Genomic DNA, 18,820 nt, shown 5'->3' on the forward strand with positions numbered 1-18,820 from the left:
GATGGGCGAACCTGTGGATGTACCACCCGCCTGTGGATAACCCGGTGCGCCAGTCGGTTTAGCCGAACGTCACCTTTGGCTACTTGGAATGCATGAAGGTGACGTTCGGCCATGGGGGCGCGGCCAGCCTACTGTTCGTAGACCCTCAGCGTGCCAGGGTTCCACAGACCCGAGCGCGTTGACTGCTCGGTCACGACGTCGGCCGGTTCGGCATCGGGGTAGTACCGCACATACCGCTCGAGCGAACCCCAGTCGCGCGCCCAGTCGCCGTCGAGATACGTCGGGATCGCTTCGGGACGGGCGAGGACCTCGGTGAACCCCAGCGGCCCACCGAATTCGGCTGCCTGCCAGGTGTCGGTGGACGACACGGCGAGCGGGCGGTCGGGGAGGATGCGATAGTTTGGCATCTCCGCCACCCCATATGCGTGGTCGAACGGACGCTGGCACGGGAACTGCAGGCCCACGGCCCAATCCAGCAGCACCGGCTGCTCGGAGCCGATCACCGAGTCGAGAGTGTCGAGCTGCGGAACACGCGGAGGGGTGAACGCGAGCCATTGGTCACCGGTGAGATTGGGGTCGTTCGCGACGATGCGGACGACATCGGCATCTTCGGGCAGGTCCGCAATCGGTATCCGCAGATTCCGCCACGACGGCGCGGGTCCGATATCGCGCGGCAGGTAGCTGCCCTTGACCTCGAATGTTCCGTCAGGGTTGCGGGTACCGTACTCGAGCAGCAACGACTGCCCGTAGGTCAGCGCGCCGGTGTCGTCGTACGACCAGATGCGACCGGCCGCGGAAATGACGATCAGCGGAGCGTCGTCGCTGCGTTCGGGTAGCCGGAACCAGCTCGACGTGAGCATCGCGGGTTCCTGGACACCGTCCTGGTAGCTGCCGAGGACCGGAGTGACCGCTGGGTCGAGACCGAACGGCAACTTCACGGTGCTGCCGTTGATCGTCTCCGCGCCCGAACCGCCGGTGGTACCGCCGCCGGCCCCGGTCTCGAAGGTCACGCCGATGCTCTGGGTATCGGTGTTGCCCTGCCCGGGCTTGACCTCGACGTAGTCGGCTGTCAGATCGCTCGGGACGCCGTTGGGGGAGAACCCGACCGGTCCGGCTCCTGCGAGAGCGTCACCGCCGGCGGGCGGGTTGGCAGGATCGAGGAGCGGTTCGAGACGTCCGGAGTTGGGATCGCTCTCCACCAGCACATCGTTGGCGAGGCCACAGGAGGAGCCGGTCAGGGCGTCGACGTTCGAACGTGCCAACGAATACGCCGGATACTGCGACACGGCGCCCTTGAGCAGCGACAGGACTTCGAACAACACCATCACCGCCGCGACGACGGTCAGTGGCGCGGCCGCGAACGTACGGATCCGCCGCCCCTTCTCCGACGTGGGTTTCTCCGGTGGCGGCGCATAGCCTTCGCGGAGGTACTGCCAGGCGACGAGGACGAGGGCGAGACCGAACAGAACCAGGAACAAACTGCTCGACTGGTACCCCGACAGCGACACGGTCTTGTCGAACCACGGCACGCCGTAGCTCGACACATACCACCAGCCGTTGATACCCGCGAACGAGATGGCGAGGACGAACAGCAGTCCTGCGAGGAAGATCGTGCGGTTGCGGCGTGACCGCAGCGCTTGCGCCGACACGACCACCGCGGTCAACGCGGCCAGGGATCCTGCGATGCCCGCATACGCCCCGAAGTGATGGGTCCACTTCGTGGGGTTGAACATCATGAAGAAGATCGTTCCGAACACGATGCCGATCAGGCGCCACGACGGGCTCACCGCGATACCGGGAATGCGACGACGACGCAGGAGCACGAGCAGCGTCGTGAACAGGCACAGGACCATGACCAGGAACGCGAAGCGGCGGGGCAGCGAACCGTCGACGGTCTGCACCATCAGGTAGTAGTAGCGGAGGAAGTCGTTCCACCACTCCTCGTTGGGACCGATGATCGTGCGCACCCGGGTGGCTTCGAGGACCGCGGAGAGAGTCTGGTCGGAGAAGACGACGACGAGAACGAGCAGTCCGGCGGCGCCGATCGGGGCGAGCAGCGGCAATGTGCCGACCTCGCGATGCTTGCGGACGATGATGCGCGTCATGGGCCGGATACCGGCGATCAACGCAGCGATACACATCAGGCCCGTCGGAGCAGCAGCGAGCGTGAACGCGCCGACGACCACGGCCGTGGCAGCAGGAAGCAACCGTCCGGTGGCGATCGCGCGTTCGATGGAGCACCACGTGAGTAGAGCGCCGACGGCGACGATCGGCTCGGGCCGCAGACCGTTGTTGTACGGCAGCCAGAACGCGAGGAACACGAGGCCGCCTGTCCACAGGGCGATCTGATTGTGCCGGACCGCACGACCGAGGCGCGGCACTACCTCGCGGCTGATCACCATCCAGCACAGAATCCCGGCGAGCAACGCGGGCAGACGCATCCACGGGCTTGCCGTCGAGATCTTCGCGAACAGGGCCAGCACGTCGTAGTACCAGCCGAACGGGGCTTCGGGGACACCGAACCACCGGAAGTAGTTGGCCATGTATCCGGCGTGATCGGACACCCGCGCCATGGTGAGCAGATAGCCGTCGTCGGAGGTGTTCGCGCCGAAGAAATGCCAGCCGATCAGTGTGCCGACCACCACGAAGTCGACGCCGCGGAACTTCCACCAATGTGACGGGAAGAAACGTCGGTGCCCGCGGCCGTCGGTGCCGTCGAGTTTCGCCAGCGCCGCCAGTGCCAGCGCCGTCGCCAGCACCGCGAGAATCATCGCGAGAGACTTCGCGAGCGTGGGCGTAGACGAGAACCGCGAGTCCACATCGATCTGCACGTCGAGACCGGGGACATCGGTGGACAGGTCGCTGAACACGCCGACGACGAGGGGCCGCAGGTCGCCGGTCAGTTCACCCGCGCGGGGATTGCCGTTGTCGTCGGTGAGGCCGACGAACTCGGCGGTGGTGCGCTCGATATCCGAGAAGATTCTGATCTCGGTGCATGCGGGGGAGGTGACCTCGGCGCGCGGCGCAGTCGCGACCACGACATTGCGATCGAGAACGTCGACGTTCTCCGGCCCGACCCGGACGAACATCGCGTTGAGTGCGGCGTCCTGCCCGCGAGAAGGCGCGGTAGCGAGGACCATGCCGCCACTATCGGGAAGCTGTGCGATCGCGGCACACGGCACGGTCGCCGTCAGCTGCAGGGGCACCTGCGACATGAGCGGCGCCTCGACGTCCGTCATCGAGCCGTTCTGCGGCCACGACACCGTCGCCTCGGTGACCTTGACGGGCAGGAACGGTGTCGCGAGGGCGAGCACCATCCCGATGATTCCGGCGACGACCGCGATGAGCCGCGCGGTGCGGTACTGCGAACGCAGGTCCTCACCGACCGGTCGTGTGGCGGTCACCGCTGGGGAGGAGTCGTTCGTCGTGGCGTCGGGCACGGGAGTCGATGGTATCGGGCAGTGACCAGCGCGGTCACGCGCCCTCATTCGAGCAGATCGGGCACTCCGTCACGGATCGCTCCCGGACTCCACAGACCGGAGCGGGTGATCTCGTCGACCGCGATGGTCGCTGTGCGTGCGTCCGGGTCGATCCGTCGGTACCGCTCCAGCGACCCCCAGTCGCGATCCCAGTCGTGGTTCAGATAGGTGGGCACGGTCTCCGCGGTGAGCAACAGCGGGATCCATCCGAGGGGTCCGCCGCCGATGGAGTCCTGCCATCCGTTGGTTGCATCGGCGCCCACCCGGTCCGGAAGGATGCGGTACTCGGGAACCTCGGCGACACCGTAGCGGTGGCCGAACGGGCGCTGGCACGGGAAGGCGAGCCCGACCGACCAGTCGAGGAGACCGGGCGCCTCGGAACCGACGACCGTCTGCAACGTGTCGAGCTGCGGCATCCGCGGCGGCGTCACCGCGACCCACTGGTCCGGCGACAGGTCGCCGTCTTCGACGACGAGCCGCACCGCGTCGGCGTCCGCGGGAATCGCGTCGCTCGGCACCCGCAGATTGCGCCAGGACGGCGCCGGTCCCACGTCGATCGGTGCGATCCGCCCGATCGCGTCGACGTTCTCACCCGAGGAGACACCGAACTCGAAGAGCACGTCCTGACCGGGGGTGATGACACCATCCGGGTCGACGTACTGCACACGACCCGCCGCGGTGACGACGAGCAGCGGTGTATCAGCGGTGCGTTCGGGCAGCGCGTACCACCCGGATTCGAGCTCGGCCGCGTGCTGTGTGCCGCTCCGGTAGCTGCCGAGCACCGGGGTGCGTGCGGGGTCGAGCCCGAACGGTAGCCGCACCGTGCTCTCGTTGATCCCGGCGTCACTACGGCGCCCGCCGCCGGTGCCCGCCGTCGTCGAGGTGGTGGTGCCGCCTTCGTCGGCCTCGAGGGAGTTCGCGCCGCCGGTGGTGGTGATCTCGGCGTCCGCAGTCAGATCCAGCGCGACGCCGTCGGGAGTGAACCCGTCGGCGCGGCCGGCGCCGAGAGCGTCTGCTGCGAAGCCACTCAGCGGAGCGAGCATGGTGGAGTTCGGGTCGGCTTCGACGAGAACGTGATCGGCGAGACCGCACCCGCCCGAGAATGCGGCGGCGTTCGAGCGCGCGATCGAGTAGGCCGGGTACTGCGATACGGCGCCCTTGACGAGGGAGAGCACCTCGAATAGCACGACGCCCGCTGCGACGACGGTCAGCGGTGCCGACGCAAGTGCCCGAGCTCGACCGTTCCGTGCAGGCTTCGGCTTTGCGAACGGCTCGCGCAGATGGAACCATGCCGCCACGATGAGCGCGAGCACCGTCAGAGCGAGCAGCACCGTCGAGAACCCGTACCCCGAGATGGACGGCGGCTTGTCCCACCACGGGACGCCGTAGCTCGAGACGTACCACCAGCCGTTGGACCCCGTGAACGACATCGTGAGCACGAACAGCACACCCGCGGTGAACAACGCACGGTTGCGGGCCGACCGTATCCCCGCTGCACCCACCCCTACCGCGGCGAGAGCGGCGACGGCCGCTGCCAGACCCGCATAGACACCGAAGTGGTGGGTCCACTTCGTGGGCGTGAGCATCATCAACAGCAACGATGCGAAAACGATCCCGAGGATGCGCCTCGACGGGCCGATCGCGGTACCCGGGACGCGACCCTTCCTGAGGATGAGCATCACGCACACGACAAGGCACAGCAGCATGACGAACACTCCGAAGCGGCGAGCGACCGAACCGTCGGGTGCCACAGTGAGCAGCGCGTCCCATCGCAGTCGTTCGTCGAACCACGGCACGTTCGGACCCACCGCGGACCGCACCCGGGTGGCCTCGAGCACCGAGGCCAGAGTCTGATCGGCGAACACGGCGATCATCACGACGGTGCCCGACGCGAGGATCGGGGCGAGTTGCGGAAGCACCCCGACCAGCGACCGCCGCGCAACGATGAGCTTCGTGAGCGGACGGATGCCCGCGATGAGCGCGGCCACACAGATCAGCCCGGTGGGGCCTGCTGCGAGCGAGAAGGCGGCGATGAGCACGCCGACCGCGGCGGGCAGCATGCGGCCGGTCGCAATGGCACGCTCGATCGAACACCACGTGAGCAGGGCTCCGACAGCGATGATCGGTTCGGGCCGCAGGCCATTGTTGTACGGCAGCCAGAACGCGAGGAACACCAGACCGGCGGTCCACAACGCGACAGTGCTGTGACGCACGGCCACACCGAGACGCGGAATCACCTCGCGACTGATGATCATCCAGCACACGATTGCTGCGATGAGCGTGGGCAGCCGCATCCACATGCTGGCGGTCGATACCTCCGACATCAGGACCAGCACGTCGTAGAACCAGCCGAACGGGGCCTCCGGCACCCCGAACCAGCGGAAATAGTTCGCCATGTACCCGGCCTCGCCGGACACGCGGGCCATGTTGAGGATGTAGCCGTCGTCGGAGGTGTTCGCTCCGATGACGTGCCACAGAAGAAGGACTCCGATCACCACGGCGTCGGCCGGCGTGAACCGCCACCAGTGCGACGGCAGGAACCTGCGTGCTCTGCGGCGATCGACCCCGTCGATGCGGTGCAGAGCAACCAACGAGGACAGCGTCGACAGAGCACACAGAATCATCGCGACGAGTTTGATCACCGTGGGCGTGGACGTGAATCGGGAATCCAGTTCCGCCTGCACAAACAGTCGGTCGGCGTCGGCGCCTGTGGTCAACGGAACGGCGGAGTCGTCGAGGTCAGAGAAGACCCCCACCATCTGGGGGCGAACATCGCCTTCGACGGTGACATCGACAGCCGGGTCCGCACCCACGATCTGTGCCGCGGTCCGCTCCGAATCGGACGCTACGGTGACCGCGGTGCACGGCGCGTCGAGTGGCGCGGAGACGAGCACCGAGTTCCGCAGCACCGCCTCGACGGCGCCCGGCGCGCCGTCCTCACCGGGTACGGCACGAATCACAAGCGCGTTGCCCGTGGCCTCGGGTGCACCGGGAGGCACCGTCGACACAAGCGTGCCGCCGTCGTCCCCGAGAGCTGCGGCAGCCGCACACGGAACGCTCACTCGCAACGTGAGCGGTGTGTACGTCACGAGCGGCGCTTCGACACTGGCGAGGCCGTCGTTCTGCGGCCATTGAATGGTCGCGGCTTCCTGCTTCACAGGGAGAAACGGGATGGCCGCTGCCAGGACGACCCCGAGCAGACCTGTGAGGACTGCAATGAGGCGCGCGGTACGGACGCTCGAACCCGGGGAATCGTCTGACACAGGGAACGATGCTAAGCGAATGGAGAATTGTTCTGCTCGACCTGATCCGGCGAGCGACACAACACAGTTAGCATCGGTCAGCATGGAGATCTCGTCGGCGATCGGCACTCGCCTCCGCCAAGCGGGGATCTCCGATGTTCGAGACGACAGCACCACTCGTGCGATGTACTCGTCCGATGCCTCGCTCTATCGGGTGCCGCCGCAGGTCGTCGTCCGGCCTCGCAGTGTCGACGATGTAGCGGCAGCCCTCGACGTGTGCCGCCGTGAAGGAGTGCCGCTCACCTCCCGCGGCGCGGGCACCTCGCTCGCGGGCAACGCCGTCGGAACCGGGGTGGTGCTCGACTTCTCCCGCCACATGGGGCGTGTGCTCGAGATCGACCCTCGGCACCGCATCGCGCGCGTGCAACCAGGAGCAGTTCAAGCCACTGTGCAGCGCGCCGCAGCGCCGCACGGACTACGGTTCGGCCCCGACCCGTCGACCCACAACCGCTGCACGATCGGCGGGATGATCGGCAACAACGCGTGCGGCGCTCGCGCCCTCGGCTACGGCCGCACCTCCGACAACGTCGTCGGCATCGAGGTCCTCACCGGTACCGGGCATCCGCTCTCACTTCCCGGCGGTGCGCCGATGCTCGATCCGTTGCGGGATCTCGTCGACGCGAACCTCGCGACGATCCGCACCGAATTCGGCCGGTTCGGCAGGCAGGTCTCCGGCTACGGACTCGAACACCTACTTCCGGAAAACCACTTCGACGTGCGCAAACTGTTCGTCGGAAGTGAAGGGACCCTCGGTGTGCTCACCGAGGCGACAGTGCAGCTGGTCGCCGATTCGCCGGTGCGCACCATGGTTGCCCTCGGCTACCCCGACATCGTCGCCGCAGGCAACGCCGCCCACACTCTGCTCCGGTTCCGTCCCACGGCGTGTGAAGGCCTCGATTCGCGCATCGTCGACATCGTCCGTACCCGGCGTGGGCCGGGCGCGGTCCCACCACTTCCGCGTGGTGCGGCGTGGCTGTTCGTCGAACTCGTCGGCGACGACTTCGGCGAGGTCCACGACCGTGCGGTATCGATGGTCGAGTTCTCCGGCGCAATCGACGCCCTGCACATCGACGATCCGGCACGCGCCGCGGCACTGTGGCGCATCAGGGAGGACGGCTCCGGGTTGTCCGCGCGCAGCCCGCGGGGATTGCCCGCGCACGCCGGATGGGAAGACGCCGCGGTGCCCCCGGACCGCATCGGTGACTACCTACGCGATTTCGAGCAGCTCACCGACAGTTACGGGATCACCGGCTACCCGTACGGACATTTCGCCGACGGCTGCATCCACATCCGTCTCGACATCCCACTCGAGATGCCCGGGCTGTTCCGCGAGTTCCTCTTTGCTGCAGGACGTTTGGTGGCATCGTACGGAGGTTCGATGTCCGGCGAACACGGCGACGGACGGGCCCGCAGCGAACTGCTCCCGTTGATGTACTCCGACGACGCACTGCGCCTGTTCGGCGCCGTCAAATCCGTCTTCGACCCCGAGAACCTGCTCAACCCCGGCGTCCTCGTCGACCCGAGTCCCGTCGACGCCGACCTCCGCGTGCCTGCGGCGCCCGCCGTCCGCACCGGCCTCGCGTTCCGGTACCGGGAGGACGACGGCAACTTCACCCAGGCCGTGCACCGGTGCACAGGCGTCGGGAAGTGTCGCGCCGATACGACGCCCGTCGGCGGGGTCATGTGCCCGTCGTACCTCGCCACCCGCGAGGAGAAGGATTCGACACGCGGCCGGGCCAGAGCGCTGCAGGAAATGCTCAACGGCTCGCTCGTCTCCGGAGGGTGGGCCTCGCCGGAGGTGCACGAAACCCTCGATCTGTGCTTGTCCTGCAAAGGATGCGCGTCGGATTGCCCCACCGGAGTCGACATGGCCACGTGGAAGTCGGAGGTACTGCACCAGACCTACCGCGGTCGCCGACGTCCGATCAGCCACTACACCCTCGGCCGATTGCCGCAGTGGGCAGCGCTCGCCACTCGAATGCCCAGGGTGATCAACACGATTGCCAAAATTCCAGGTATGGGGTCGGCGGGATTGATGCTCGGGGGCATGGACAGGCGCAGGCACGTACCCGCCTTCGCGCCCCGCAATTTCCGGCGCTGGTTCGCCGAGACCGCGGGACAGCGGTTACGCACAGGTGAGCCCGTGCTGCTGTTCGTCGACACGTTCACCGACTACTTCACTCCCGAGGTCGGAATCGCGGCGGTCGCGGTGCTCGAAGCCGCCGGGTACCGTGTCCGGATCACCGAGAAGCAACAGTGCTGTGCTCTCACGTGGATCACGACCGGCCAGCTCGACGAGGCACGAAAGATTCTGGGCCGCACAGTTACCGAGCTTTTTCGTGCGGGTACGCCGATCGTCGGTATCGAACCGTCGTGCACCGCGGTGCTGAGGTCCGACACCGTCGAACTGCTCGGCTCCGAGCCGGCACGTGTCGTGGCCGAGTCCACCCGCACACTTGCCGAACTGCTCGGCGACTGGGAGCCGCCGTCGCTGTCGGGCACCACCGTCGTCGCACAGCCGCACTGCCACCACCACGCGATCATGGGGTGGGAAGCCGATGCCGCGCTCCTGAAACGTGCCGGCGCGAAGGTAACCAGGCTCGGCGGCTGCTGCGGTCTCGCCGGAAACTTCGGGGTCGAGCGTGGCCACTACGACGTGTCGGTAGCGGTCGCGAACAACCAGCTGGTTCCCGCTGTCGAATCCGCCGCCGCCGACACGGTTGTGCTCGCCGACGGTTACTCGTGTCGCACTCAGCTCAGCGACCTCACCGATCGTCGCGGCACCCATCTGGCGGAGCTGCTCGCGTCGCGGTTGCCGTAGGGGACAGGGCCGCATCGTCGACCACAATGTTCGCGCCCGTCGTAGCGAGTGACGTGGCGGTGAGGCCGAACATCCGCAGGAACGAGTCGCTGAAGTGGGACGGCGACGCGAACCCTGCCGACATGGCGGCGCTCGTGAAATCAGTGCCTTCCGAAATGGATCGGGCAACGTGGAGCATTCTCGCCCACAGGCGATACCGACGGAAACTCGTGCCCGTCTCGCGGCTGAACAGACGGAGGAAGTACGACGGGGAAAGTCCCTCCGCGAGCGCCAGGTGTGCGGCGTTGCGTACGGACGGCGGATCGGTGCGAATGCGTTCGAGAGTCCGCGCGATACGGGGATCCAGGTGACGTCGGGGTGATCCGACGACCACCGCCATGATGGCGGCGCCATCCGGAGCGGCACACCTGCACAGGTCGACCAGAGTTGCCTCGGCCGGGTGATTGATCCCGAGGTGTCCCTCGCGGCGTCCCATTCGGCCCATGTGCTCCGATCCGTCAACATGGTTCACGTCCGAATAACAGAAGAGGATCCGGCTGTCCGGCGGAGAAACGACCTGGTGAACGAGTCGAGGAGGGATCAGCGCGCTTCGCGCGGCAACGTCTGCTTCGCCTACGACCCTTACTGTGAATGGCGAATCGACGCCGACAACGAGACAGTGCACCGAGGTGGAGTGCGGGTCGAGACCGAGTGAGCGACCGAGATACGCGGCCAGGCCGGGCCTTATCCACAGCGTCGCAGCCGGCGGCGGATCCGAGTTGGGTGTAGCGCATGTTTCTGGAAGCGCGGCAGGAGCCATACACGCGAGTCTAGAGACCACTACACACACAAAGGAGCGCGAAATGCTCGGAAGTCGAATCGGTTCGGTCCTGATGGCAGGGGTTGGGGTTGCGCATCTCGTCCCGGCGACGGCGGTGCTGTCACGACGTCGGATCGAAGAACTGTACGGAATCACGGTGGCGGACCCGGACGTCGAACTTCTTCTCCGTCACCGCGCTCTCTTCTTCGGACTCGTTGGCGTGGCGTTGATCGGTAGTGCGGCCCGACCGCGCTATCGGCCCCCAGCGCTTCTGTCGGGTGCGGTGGGGCTGGGGTCGTTCGTTGGTCTCGCGTACAGCATCGACGGCTCGAGCAGTGCGCTCGTGCGCGTCGCACGAGTGGACATCGGACTTCTCGTCGCACTGGCGGCAGCAGCGGCGCTCACGCGACGACAATCGGGTCGGTGTCAGGTGCCACGTCACTCGGTATCCGGAGCGCGGTGACGACCAGTGCGAGGTATGAGATTGGCGGGGCGACCGGTGGTTCGGCGCAGCGGGTCGAGCGTAGCGCGTCCCTTGCGCGGGGCGAACCGCTTGGGTCGTGGCCCGATCTCGAAGGGGATTCTCAGATGTTTCCGGGTGTCGGAGTCGATGTCGCAGTTGCCCGATGCCACCGAATGAAGGATGCCGTTGTAGACGAGGTCCCACAGTGCGGGGTTGGCCTGAATCTGCGCGATTCGCATATGGTCAATCTTGCGGCCGTGTGCATCTCGGAGGAACAACTGCCTGTCGGCCCTGGATACGCGGAGATGTACTTTGGTCAGTTGGTAGGTGTCGACCGATCTCGTGTGCTTCTGCAGCCAGGTCGCTCCGGCAGCGGTCCAGCGATCATTCCCTCGGCGCACCAGCAAGGAAAAGGAGACGATAAGTGCCCAGTTGAACCAATGCTGCACCCACCCGAATCCTCCCCAGATCACCGTCCCGTACAAGGCGAATAGGACAGGGATTGCGATGCTGGCGCCGAACCGATCACCGAAGCGCGGCTGTGCAACCTCGAGTGCCGCGCCGAACTCGATCGGCGGTGGCGCGGGGATACTGTGCGGCAACTGATCGCTGGGGGTGTTCGGTTGACCGCCGAGGATGCGTGGTGCGCGGGGTGGCCGAGGCTCGCCGGTGACCGGGTCGGGGATCGGCGGTAGGTCGGGGGTGTTCACCATCCGCGGCGTCTTCCCTTGCTGCGATTGTTGTTGACCGGGCGTGGTCCGAGTTCGTACGGGATTTTCAGGACGCGGCGGGTTTTGGCGTCGATGTCGCAGTTGCCTGATGCGACGGAGTGGAGGATCCCGTTGTAGACGAGGTCCCACAGATCGGGGTTGTTCTGGAGGTCGTGGATCTTGAAAGAGTGGATTTTGTTGCCGTGGGCGTCTTTCAGTCGTAGGACGCGGGCATAGCCGTCGGCGGAGAAGCGGATGCGAGTGAGTCGGTAGGTATCGACCCAGCTGCTGCGCCATTGCACCCAGGTGGCACCGGCAGCGGCCCAAGAGTTTCCGTAGGCACGGAACATCATCCACGCACCGGTCAAGATGATCACCCAGAACCACCACCATTGAATCCATTCGAATCCGGCTTGCACTGAAACGGGAGCAATGACTAGACCCGCCATTGCGGCTGCGGCCAAGCACTGTTCACGGAGCGTATGTTGGCTCCATTCGAGCATCGGTCCGAAGTCGTCCGGTGGTGGTTCTGGGCGGTTCCGAGGGAGACGGTCCAACGGTGTAGTTTCCGTGCCGTGATGGATGCGCGGTGCGCGGGGCGGCCGGGGTACTCCGGTCGCCGCTTCGGGGATCGGAGGTAGGTCGGTTGCGTACATCGTGCTCCTCAGAACAGGTTGCCGACCCAGCGTGCCGCTGAGCCGGCAGCGCCGGAGATGTCGTCCCAGTGCTCGATTGCCTCACCGACACCGAATGCGACCCCGATCCCGGCGCCGACGGCGAGCAGCGTGACCGGTCCGCCGGCAACACTAGCGAGGATCAATTCGGTTGCAACGGTTCCCGCAACAAAGCCACCGACGTCCTTCGCCACGGCCTGTACGGCGTCGCCGGTGGACTCGGCGTTGTACACGTCGACCCCTGTTTGACCTGCAGTCAAGACCAGCCCGACCACAGGAATCTTGGATCCGAGCGATTTCAGTGCCGACCCGTCTGGCATGAAGTCGCCGACGTTCTTGCCGAGCAGCTGTACGAACTTGTTGTCACCGAGCCCCCCGAGCAGTCGGGAGTTTTCCGCAGCGAATCGTGCAGCATCGTCTGCTCCACCTTGGGACGCTCGAACAGCTCTCGCTGCAGTGGCTTCCGGATACGGATCGCCCAACCGGGCTGCTTCCGCGGCCAGTTCCTGTAGCCGAGCCAGGTTCGCGCCCCGACTTTCGGCGAGCGGCCCCCATTTCGCCAGCTCGGAGAATGCGGTGCCGACGTATCCGGTGACTGTGAACGCGGCCAGCCAACCCCACTGGGCCTCCGCGTCCTTCAGTATCGTCGTCGGCCCGCGCAGTGCTTCCGCGAACGCGCTGTGCGCTGAGGCTTCGATCCCTCGACCTTCTGCGACGAGTCCCGTCGCAGTTTCATAGGCCACAATCTGTTTCGCTCGAAGAATTTGGGGCGCAATATCATACGAGTTGTGGTCGACTTCGATCGGATCGCCGATCCCGGTACCGAACTCCACGTGAATGCCGGCGTCCGACGCTGTCGTCTCGGCCTGCGATATTCGTGCTCGGGCGGTGACGAGTGCATCGGCGAATGCACGCAGGGCAGCGGCAATCACGTCGATCTGGTCCGCGGCCTCGGTGGTTCCGGCGATGATGCGGTCGAGCGTCAACCGGAACTCGTCACCCGCCGTGCTCTTGAACTCGTACTCGGACTCGGTGCGGCCATCGCGTGCCGACTTCAGCTGATCGTTCACACTGGTTGCGAGGGTGGCGAGCGAATCTGCGCACGCGTAGCACGAGGCGGGCTCGCCGAAGACGAACGTGTCGAGGCTCATCGTTCACCGGCCTTCGCGATTTCCTGGGCGCTGTGTTCGACGGTCTCCTGATAGCTGCGCAGGCTGGCCTGCGTGGCGTCCGCTGCGTTGGCCAGCGACCGGACCGCCACGTCCAATGCGGCTGCGATCGACCCGAGTGCGTCCACGAGCAGTGCTGTGGAAACACCGGCGTCGGGTATCTCGGCGGGTTCGGAATCGAGGTTGTTGATTCCGCTCGCTCCGGTTGCGAGACGGCTCGCGACCGCGTTGAGGTCTCCGATGTCGATGCTCACCTGGTTCCTGTCCTCCCGAGCGGATCCTGCAGCCAACTTCGGGGCTGTCGGTATTCGTCGTCGACCGGTGGCGGTGGTTGTCTTGCGTCGAGCAGGGCCACGTCGTATCCGGTGGTGCGGTGGATTTCCTGCAGTCCGCCGCTGTCGACGCCCATCCATGCCTGCCGCGGCCCGGAGCAACGGACCAGTTCCTGCAGTGACGTGTAGGCGGGCAATGCCAGCCGGCCGTCGGGCAGGGTGCGCATCTCCAACCGAACCTGCCCCGACCCGTCGCGGCGCCTGATCGGCACGTACAGAATCTCACTCATCGAATCCCCCGATACGGTCGCACCCCCCGTACGACCCGCCGCGACCTTACCGCAACGGCGATGAGTTTCCGCGCGGAGCCGGGTCGGTATCGGTGACATCAGCGCATCGAATCGAGGAGATCGTCATGACCACCCATTCCGCCACCAACCGCGACGCGCACACCCCCGCCGAGACGCCCGGTCGGGGCGCCCACATCGCCGGCTTGATCGTGAGCGGCCTCGTCGTCCTGTTCCTGCTCTTCGACTCCGTCATTCACCTCATGAACACCTCGCAGGTGCAGGATGCGATGGCCGACCTCGGCTTCGATCCGAGCCTGAACAGGGTGTTCGGGATCGTGTTGCTGATCTGCCTCGTGCTCTACGTCGTGCCGACGACCGCGATCCTCGGCGCCGTACTGCTCACCGGATACCTCGGTGGAGCGGTCGCGACCAACCTGCTCACCGAGCAGCCGATCGTCAGCACCACACTGTTCCCGATCTACACAGGAATCTTCGTGTGGGGAGGATTGTGGCTGCGCGACAACGGAGTTCGAAACATCATGCCACTTCGGCGCGGGTGACCACAGCAAACGGCCCCACCTCGGTGATTGTGAAACGCGGATCGTCGAACAGGGTCTCGGGGAAGGTGACCGTGTATCGGCGGACATTCGGGTCGTTCGGGTAGACGTCCTCGGCCAGCCGAAGTGTGTAGCCCTCGGCGCCCTGTCGGAAGACGATGGCGTCGGGGGCTCGCCACTGCAGCGAATCCCACGCGGAGAGAAGCTCTTCGGACGATCCGAATTCCGACCATTCTTCGATCGCTGCTGCCCGACCCGCGAAGTCTGCGAGGGGATTCGCGTAGTGCGACGTCAGCGCTTGGAAGCCGAAGTACGGGTAGTACGCGAGGAACGCGGTGTCGGCGGTGAGGATCACGTGGTCGTCGCGGTCGCCGCCGAGTTGTGAGCGCAGCGTCTCGTCGATCTCCGCGTAATACGACGCAGCGCCTGCCGGCCGCTGGTCGGCCCGCTCACCGCTGCCGTCGGTGTCGGTGTAGGCGACGGTGATCTCGTTCCCGAGGACTTGCGGAATGTTCTGGGTGAACGCCAGCGCACCGAGCGCGCCCACCGCGACGAGCACACGTCGCACATTCGGGTTGTCGCTCGAGGCGAGGCTGATCCATCGCGAGAATTCGACGAACGCGAATGCACCCGCCGTACCGAGTAGCACCAGCAGGATCACTTCGAGCCGGAACGCGAGCAGCGTGTTGCCCATCGCGGTGAACGCCATCGACGCCAAGAACCACAGGTACACAGAGATGACGCCGAGCCCGAGCGCCTGAGCACGCCGCGATGATGTCGCCCGCCCGATCAGCCACACACTGCCGAGCAGACACAACAATCCGATCAGCGACATGTGGAACATCGGCAGCGGCAGGCTCGCGCCCGTGTCGGGTAGGTAGTGGGTCGCGGAACCCGAGCCGGCGGTCGAACCGCCCCTGAGTACGTCGAGCAGGAACGGTGCCCATACGATCAGCGCGACCACCCCCGCGATCACCGCGATGGAGACGAATCGCACGAGCACCGGCATCACGCTGCGCCACGAACCTTCGGCCCGCTTGGCGAGCACTGCCGCAGTCAGCGCCATCACCGTCACCGCGAACGCGGCCAGGCCCAAGTACAGCGTGTAGAACGTCGCGGCGATCCCGAGGAACAGGCCGGTACCCACCACCGCGCCCCACCCCTGCCGTGCGCGTTTCTGGTAGTCCTCGCTACCAGAAACGCGCACGGGGTTGAGGGCGCCCCAGGCCAGCACCAGCGCCGGTGCGATCAGCAGAGCGATCACCGCGCCGTACGGTTCCGGCGACCCGTACGCCAGGACGATCACCGTCGATGCGGTCGTCACCAACACGGCGAGATCCGACCGGACGAGTTCCGACCACAGCACCAGCGCCACAACGGCCGCGACAGCCAGTGAGGCGATGGCATAGGGCTTGAATGCCTCCCAGCCGTCCATCCCGAGCAGATTCGCGACACGGCCACCGATCCAGAACCAGCCCGCCGGATAGAACGGGGGCATGTCGGCGTAGTTCATGTCGCGCAGGGCCGCGCTGTCGGTCAGTCGCGTGAGGAACTGCGTGCGGAACTCCTGGTCGACGGAGATTCCGTGCAGATACAGCTTCGTCGCGGCCAGCGGCATGCCGAGGGTCGCCGTGACCAGTCCTGACAGCGCCGCCCACGACAGCACGCGCGCGCCCGTCACCCACTTGCGACGACGCAGCAGGTAGATCGAGCATCCGAGCGCAGCCAGCGCGACGAACTGCATCACCGTCGTGACGGCCTGAGTGACGTTCGACGAATTGAACGCCGGCCATTGCACTCGCGCGAACGCGAACAGTCCCACTGCAGAAACGACGATCGCGACGACCACGGCCGCAACCATGCGACCGGCGGTCGTCGCGACCTTCCGAAACGGAGCGATGGGGATGACGGTGGGACTCTCGGCGACTGTCACGGGACCCGAGCCTAGTGAAGCCCGGGTCCCAGACGGTGTAGCCGGTGCCGTCAGATCGGCAGCTTGCGGAAGACTGCGCGCGGGATGTGCCGCAGCACGATCATCACGAACCGGAACGGACCCGGCGCCCACACGATCTCTTTGCCCTTGTCGGACGCGGCCACCGCGAGCGCGGCCACATCTTCCTTGTTCACGGTCAGCGGCGCTTCGTCGACATGCGCGCTGAACTTGGTGCGAACCTGGCCGGGGCGCACCACGGTGACGCGGGGACCGAACGGGCGCAGCGCCTCGCCGAGACCCAGGTAGAAGCCGTCGAGGCCCGCCTTCGACGAGCCGTACATGAAGTTGGCACGCTTGACGCGCTCACCGGCCACCGACGACATCGCGATGATCCGGCCGAAGCCCTGCGCCTTCATCTTCTCGCCGATGAGTACACCGACGGACACCGACGCCGTGTAGTTCACATTCGCGACGCGGACGGCCTTGGCCTGGCTCTGCCACAGTTCCTCGGAGTCACCGTCGAGACCGAATGCGACGACGGCGATATCGACGTCGCCACCTGCCCATGCCTCGTCGATGACTTTCGGGTGGGATTCGGTGTCGAGCGCGTCGAAGTCGATGACGTCGACCTTCGTCGCACCCGCAGCATTCATCTGGGCGACGGATGCGTCGCGCAGCGGGTCGTCCGGCAGCGCCGCGAGGATGACGCGGGCGGGCGACTTGCGCAGGTACTCCTCGACGATGGCCAAGCCGATCTCGGAGGTGCCACCGAGAAGCAGCAGGGTCTGGGGATTGCCGACGGCATTGATCATCAGTGCAGTTCCAACCTTCTGGACATATCGGAGGCGAAGACGTTGGTGGGGTCGACCGTGCGGCGCACCTTGAGCCACTCGTCGATCCGCGGGTACATCGAGTGGAAGGTTTCCGCGTCGGTCCGCGAATCCTTCGCCGTGTAGAGGCGACCACCGAACTCGAGGACGCGCTTGTCGAGTTCGCGCACGAACTCGTTCAGGCCCGCCTTGATCGGGAAGTCGACGCAGATGTTCCAGCCCTTCATGGGGAAACTCAGCGGTGCCTTGTTGCCCTCACCGAACAGCTTGAAGACGTTGAGGAACGAGTAGTGCCCGGAGCGCTGGATGTCGACGATGATCTTCTTGAACTCTTCGACGGCTTCGGTGGGGACCACGAACTGGTACTGCAGGAAACCCTTGGACCCGTAAGCGCGGTTCCACTCGCCGAACAGATCGAGCGGGTGATAGAACGCGGTCAGGTTCTGGATCTGGCCCGTCGCGTTCTTCGTCTTGCGGTAGTACAGCTCGCCGACGATCGAGAAGTCGAACTTGTTCGCAAGACCGTTCGGGAACACGTCGGGAAGGGTGAGCAGCGTCGGCGCGTCGAAGGCCAGCGGATTCTTCTGCAGTTTCTTCGGGAGCTGATCGAGTGTTGCCAGCGAACCCCGTGACACAGCTCCGCGGCCCAGCTTCGGGGGCGCGGAAATCGCGTCGAACCACGTGCTCGAGTAGTCGTACTTGTCCTCGGAGCCGTCGCTGTGCACGGCGATCGTCTCGTCGAGGGATTCGGTGCGCATGCTGTCGGCGATGAAGTACGCAGTCTCGGTGGGCGTCATCTCGATGGTCGCGCGCAGGATGATGCCCGTCAGACCCATGCCGCCGACCGTGGCCCAGAACAGCTTGGAGTTGCGTCCCGTCGGGCCGCAGGTGCGGACCTGTCCGTCTGCGGTGAGCAGGTCGATCGAGCGCACGTGGTTGCCGAAGCTGCCGGCGCTGTGGTGGTTCTTGCCGTGGATGTCGGAGCCGATGGCACCGCCGATCGTCACCTGGCGGGTGCCGGGCAGGACCGGTACCCACAGGCCGAACGGCAGCGCCGCGCGCATCAGCTGGTCGAGCGTCACGCCGCCATCCACCACGACCTTGCTGGATTCGCGGTCGACGCTGTGGATCTTGTTCATGGCGGTCATGTCGATGACGAGCCCACCCGCGTTCTGCGCGGGATCGCCGTAGGAGCGGCCGAGACCGCGCGCGATGACACCGCGGCGCAGGTGCGTCGGCTTCGACTCGTTCTGCTCCGCGACCTGCGCCACGGCCTTGGCAATCAGCTCGACGTCGGGTGTGGAGAGCACCTCGGCGGTGGTCGGCGCGGTGCGCCCCCATCCGGTCAGGGTGCGTGTCTGGGTGGGGAGAGGCTCGCTCGCCTGCTCTTCAGCTGTCGTAGACATCGAGGTAGAGGCTACCTGCGTCAGCTCACTACCCGGCAAGATGCCGTAGGTCACTCGTTGCGTTTCGGTGAGAATCTCCATGTAGTGGCGGTGCGGATTGTGGCGCGCCGGACGC

General features: G+C 66.0%; 14 protein-coding genes. 3 read left to right on the top strand and 11 right to left on the bottom strand.

The genetic code is table 11. From position 1 onward, the window contains the following. Positions 1-128 precede the first annotated feature (128 nt). Both ACSYG9_RS11415 and ACSYG9_RS11420 read right to left on the bottom strand, forming a co-directional pair. Positions 129-3,440 carry an arabinosyltransferase domain-containing protein gene (locus ACSYG9_RS11415; RefSeq protein ID WP_440127256.1) on the bottom strand — a complete coding sequence of 1,104 codons (3,312 nt, stop codon included), beginning with the start codon at positions 3,438-3,440 and terminating at the stop codon, positions 129-131. A gap of 44 nt (positions 3,441-3,484) precedes the next feature. Then, positions 3,485-6,742: an arabinosyltransferase domain-containing protein gene (locus ACSYG9_RS11420; protein WP_454842517.1), complete on the bottom strand. Its 3,258-nt coding sequence runs from the start codon at positions 6,740-6,742 to the stop codon at positions 3,485-3,487. Between the two features lie 82 nt (positions 6,743-6,824). Here ACSYG9_RS11420 and ACSYG9_RS11425 point away from each other — a divergent pair, with 82 nt between their 5' ends. Then, a complete protein-coding gene (locus ACSYG9_RS11425; protein ID WP_440127258.1) occupies positions 6,825-9,602 on the top strand; it encodes an FAD-linked oxidase C-terminal domain-containing protein in 2,778 nt (925 codons plus the stop codon). Here the strand turns inward: ACSYG9_RS11425 and ACSYG9_RS11430 are convergent. Beyond that, positions 9,547-10,113: a helix-turn-helix domain-containing protein gene (locus tag ACSYG9_RS11430; RefSeq protein ID WP_440127259.1), complete on the bottom strand. Its 567-nt coding sequence runs from the start codon at positions 10,111-10,113 to the stop codon at positions 9,547-9,549. The two genes, ACSYG9_RS11425 and ACSYG9_RS11430, sit on opposite strands and share 56 nt — an antisense overlap. A gap of 331 nt (positions 10,114-10,444) precedes the next feature. On the opposite strand from ACSYG9_RS11430, the gene ACSYG9_RS11435 reads away from it, so the two are divergent. Continuing rightward, complete coding sequence (locus tag ACSYG9_RS11435) at positions 10,445-10,864, top strand: hypothetical protein (protein WP_440127260.1); 420 nt, start codon at positions 10,445-10,447, stop codon at positions 10,862-10,864. Here ACSYG9_RS11435 and ACSYG9_RS11440 read toward each other — a convergent pair. From ACSYG9_RS11440 to ACSYG9_RS11460, 5 genes are all read right to left on the bottom strand, one after another. Further along, entirely contained in the window at positions 10,840-11,577 is a 738-nt protein-coding gene (locus ACSYG9_RS11440; RefSeq protein ID WP_454842520.1) for a hypothetical protein, read from the bottom strand. The genes ACSYG9_RS11435 and ACSYG9_RS11440 overlap by 25 nt on opposite strands. Continuing rightward, entirely contained in the window at positions 11,571-11,951 is a 381-nt protein-coding gene (locus ACSYG9_RS11445) for a hypothetical protein (RefSeq protein ID WP_440127262.1), read from the bottom strand. Before ACSYG9_RS11445 ends, ACSYG9_RS11440 begins: the two co-directional genes overlap by 7 nt. A gap of 287 nt (positions 11,952-12,238) precedes the next feature. After that, complete coding sequence (locus tag ACSYG9_RS11450; RefSeq protein ID WP_454842523.1) at positions 12,239-13,399, bottom strand: hypothetical protein; 1,161 nt, start codon at positions 13,397-13,399, stop codon at positions 12,239-12,241. After that, positions 13,396-13,671 carry a hypothetical protein gene (locus ACSYG9_RS11455; protein ID WP_454842525.1) on the bottom strand — a complete coding sequence of 92 codons (276 nt, stop codon included), beginning with the start codon at positions 13,669-13,671 and terminating at the stop codon, positions 13,396-13,398. Before ACSYG9_RS11455 ends, ACSYG9_RS11450 begins: the two co-directional genes overlap by 4 nt. Further along, a complete protein-coding gene (locus ACSYG9_RS11460; protein ID WP_440127265.1) occupies positions 13,668-13,979 on the bottom strand; it encodes an SAV_915 family protein in 312 nt (103 codons plus the stop codon). Before ACSYG9_RS11460 ends, ACSYG9_RS11455 begins: the two co-directional genes overlap by 4 nt. A 125-nt stretch (positions 13,980-14,104) precedes the next feature. Here ACSYG9_RS11460 and ACSYG9_RS11465 point away from each other — a divergent pair, with 125 nt between their 5' ends. Beyond that, positions 14,105-14,539, top strand: coding sequence for a DoxX family protein (locus tag ACSYG9_RS11465; protein WP_440127266.1), 435 nt, complete (start codon positions 14,105-14,107; stop codon positions 14,537-14,539). Here the strand turns inward: ACSYG9_RS11465 and ACSYG9_RS11470 are convergent. From ACSYG9_RS11470 to ACSYG9_RS11480, 3 genes are all read right to left on the bottom strand, one after another. Next, the gene (locus ACSYG9_RS11470) at positions 14,517-16,397 is read right to left on the bottom strand and encodes a galactan 5-O-arabinofuranosyltransferase (RefSeq protein ID WP_440127629.1); all 1,881 of its coding nucleotides are present in this window, start codon (positions 16,395-16,397) and stop codon (positions 14,517-14,519) included. The genes ACSYG9_RS11465 and ACSYG9_RS11470 overlap by 23 nt on opposite strands. Positions 16,398-16,519: 122 nt before the next feature. Continuing rightward, a complete protein-coding gene (locus ACSYG9_RS11475; RefSeq protein WP_440127267.1) occupies positions 16,520-17,281 on the bottom strand; it encodes a decaprenylphospho-beta-D-erythro-pentofuranosid-2-ulose 2-reductase in 762 nt (253 codons plus the stop codon). After that, positions 17,281-18,705, bottom strand: coding sequence for an FAD-binding protein (locus ACSYG9_RS11480; protein WP_454842528.1), 1,425 nt, complete (start codon positions 18,703-18,705; stop codon positions 17,281-17,283). Before ACSYG9_RS11480 ends, ACSYG9_RS11475 begins: the two co-directional genes overlap by 1 nt. Between the last annotated feature and the right edge of the window lie 115 nt (positions 18,706-18,820).

The sequence above is a fragment of the Rhodococcus sp. SJ-2 genome (assembly GCF_053750035.1).

What these genes read in the sequence shown, in the direction of transcription:
- ACSYG9_RS11425 (WP_440127258.1), top strand. Translation starts at nt 6,825, where the DNA reads ATGGAGATCTCGTCGGCGATCGGCACTCGCCTCCGCCAAGCGGGGATC.
- ACSYG9_RS11435 (WP_440127260.1), top strand. Translation starts at nt 10,445, where the DNA reads ATGCTCGGAAGTCGAATCGGTTCGGTCCTGATGGCAGGGGTTGGGGTT.
- ACSYG9_RS11440 (WP_454842520.1), bottom strand. Translation starts at nt 11,577, where the DNA reads ATGGTGAACACCCCCGACCTACCGCCGATCCCCGACCCGGTCACCGGC.
- ACSYG9_RS11450 (WP_454842523.1), bottom strand. Translation starts at nt 13,399, where the DNA reads ATGAGCCTCGACACGTTCGTCTTCGGCGAGCCCGCCTCGTGCTACGCG.
- ACSYG9_RS11460 (WP_440127265.1), bottom strand. Translation starts at nt 13,979, where the DNA reads ATGAGTGAGATTCTGTACGTGCCGATCAGGCGCCGCGACGGGTCGGGG.
- ACSYG9_RS11465 (WP_440127266.1), top strand. Translation starts at nt 14,105, where the DNA reads ATGACCACCCATTCCGCCACCAACCGCGACGCGCACACCCCCGCCGAG.
- ACSYG9_RS11470 (WP_440127629.1), bottom strand. Translation starts at nt 16,397, where the DNA reads ATGGTTGCGGCCGTGGTCGTCGCGATCGTCGTTTCTGCAGTGGGACTG.
- ACSYG9_RS11475 (WP_440127267.1), bottom strand. Translation starts at nt 17,281, where the DNA reads ATGATCAATGCCGTCGGCAATCCCCAGACCCTGCTGCTTCTCGGTGGC.
- ACSYG9_RS11480 (WP_454842528.1), bottom strand. Translation starts at nt 18,705, where the DNA reads ATGTCTACGACAGCTGAAGAGCAGGCGAGCGAGCCTCTCCCCACCCAG.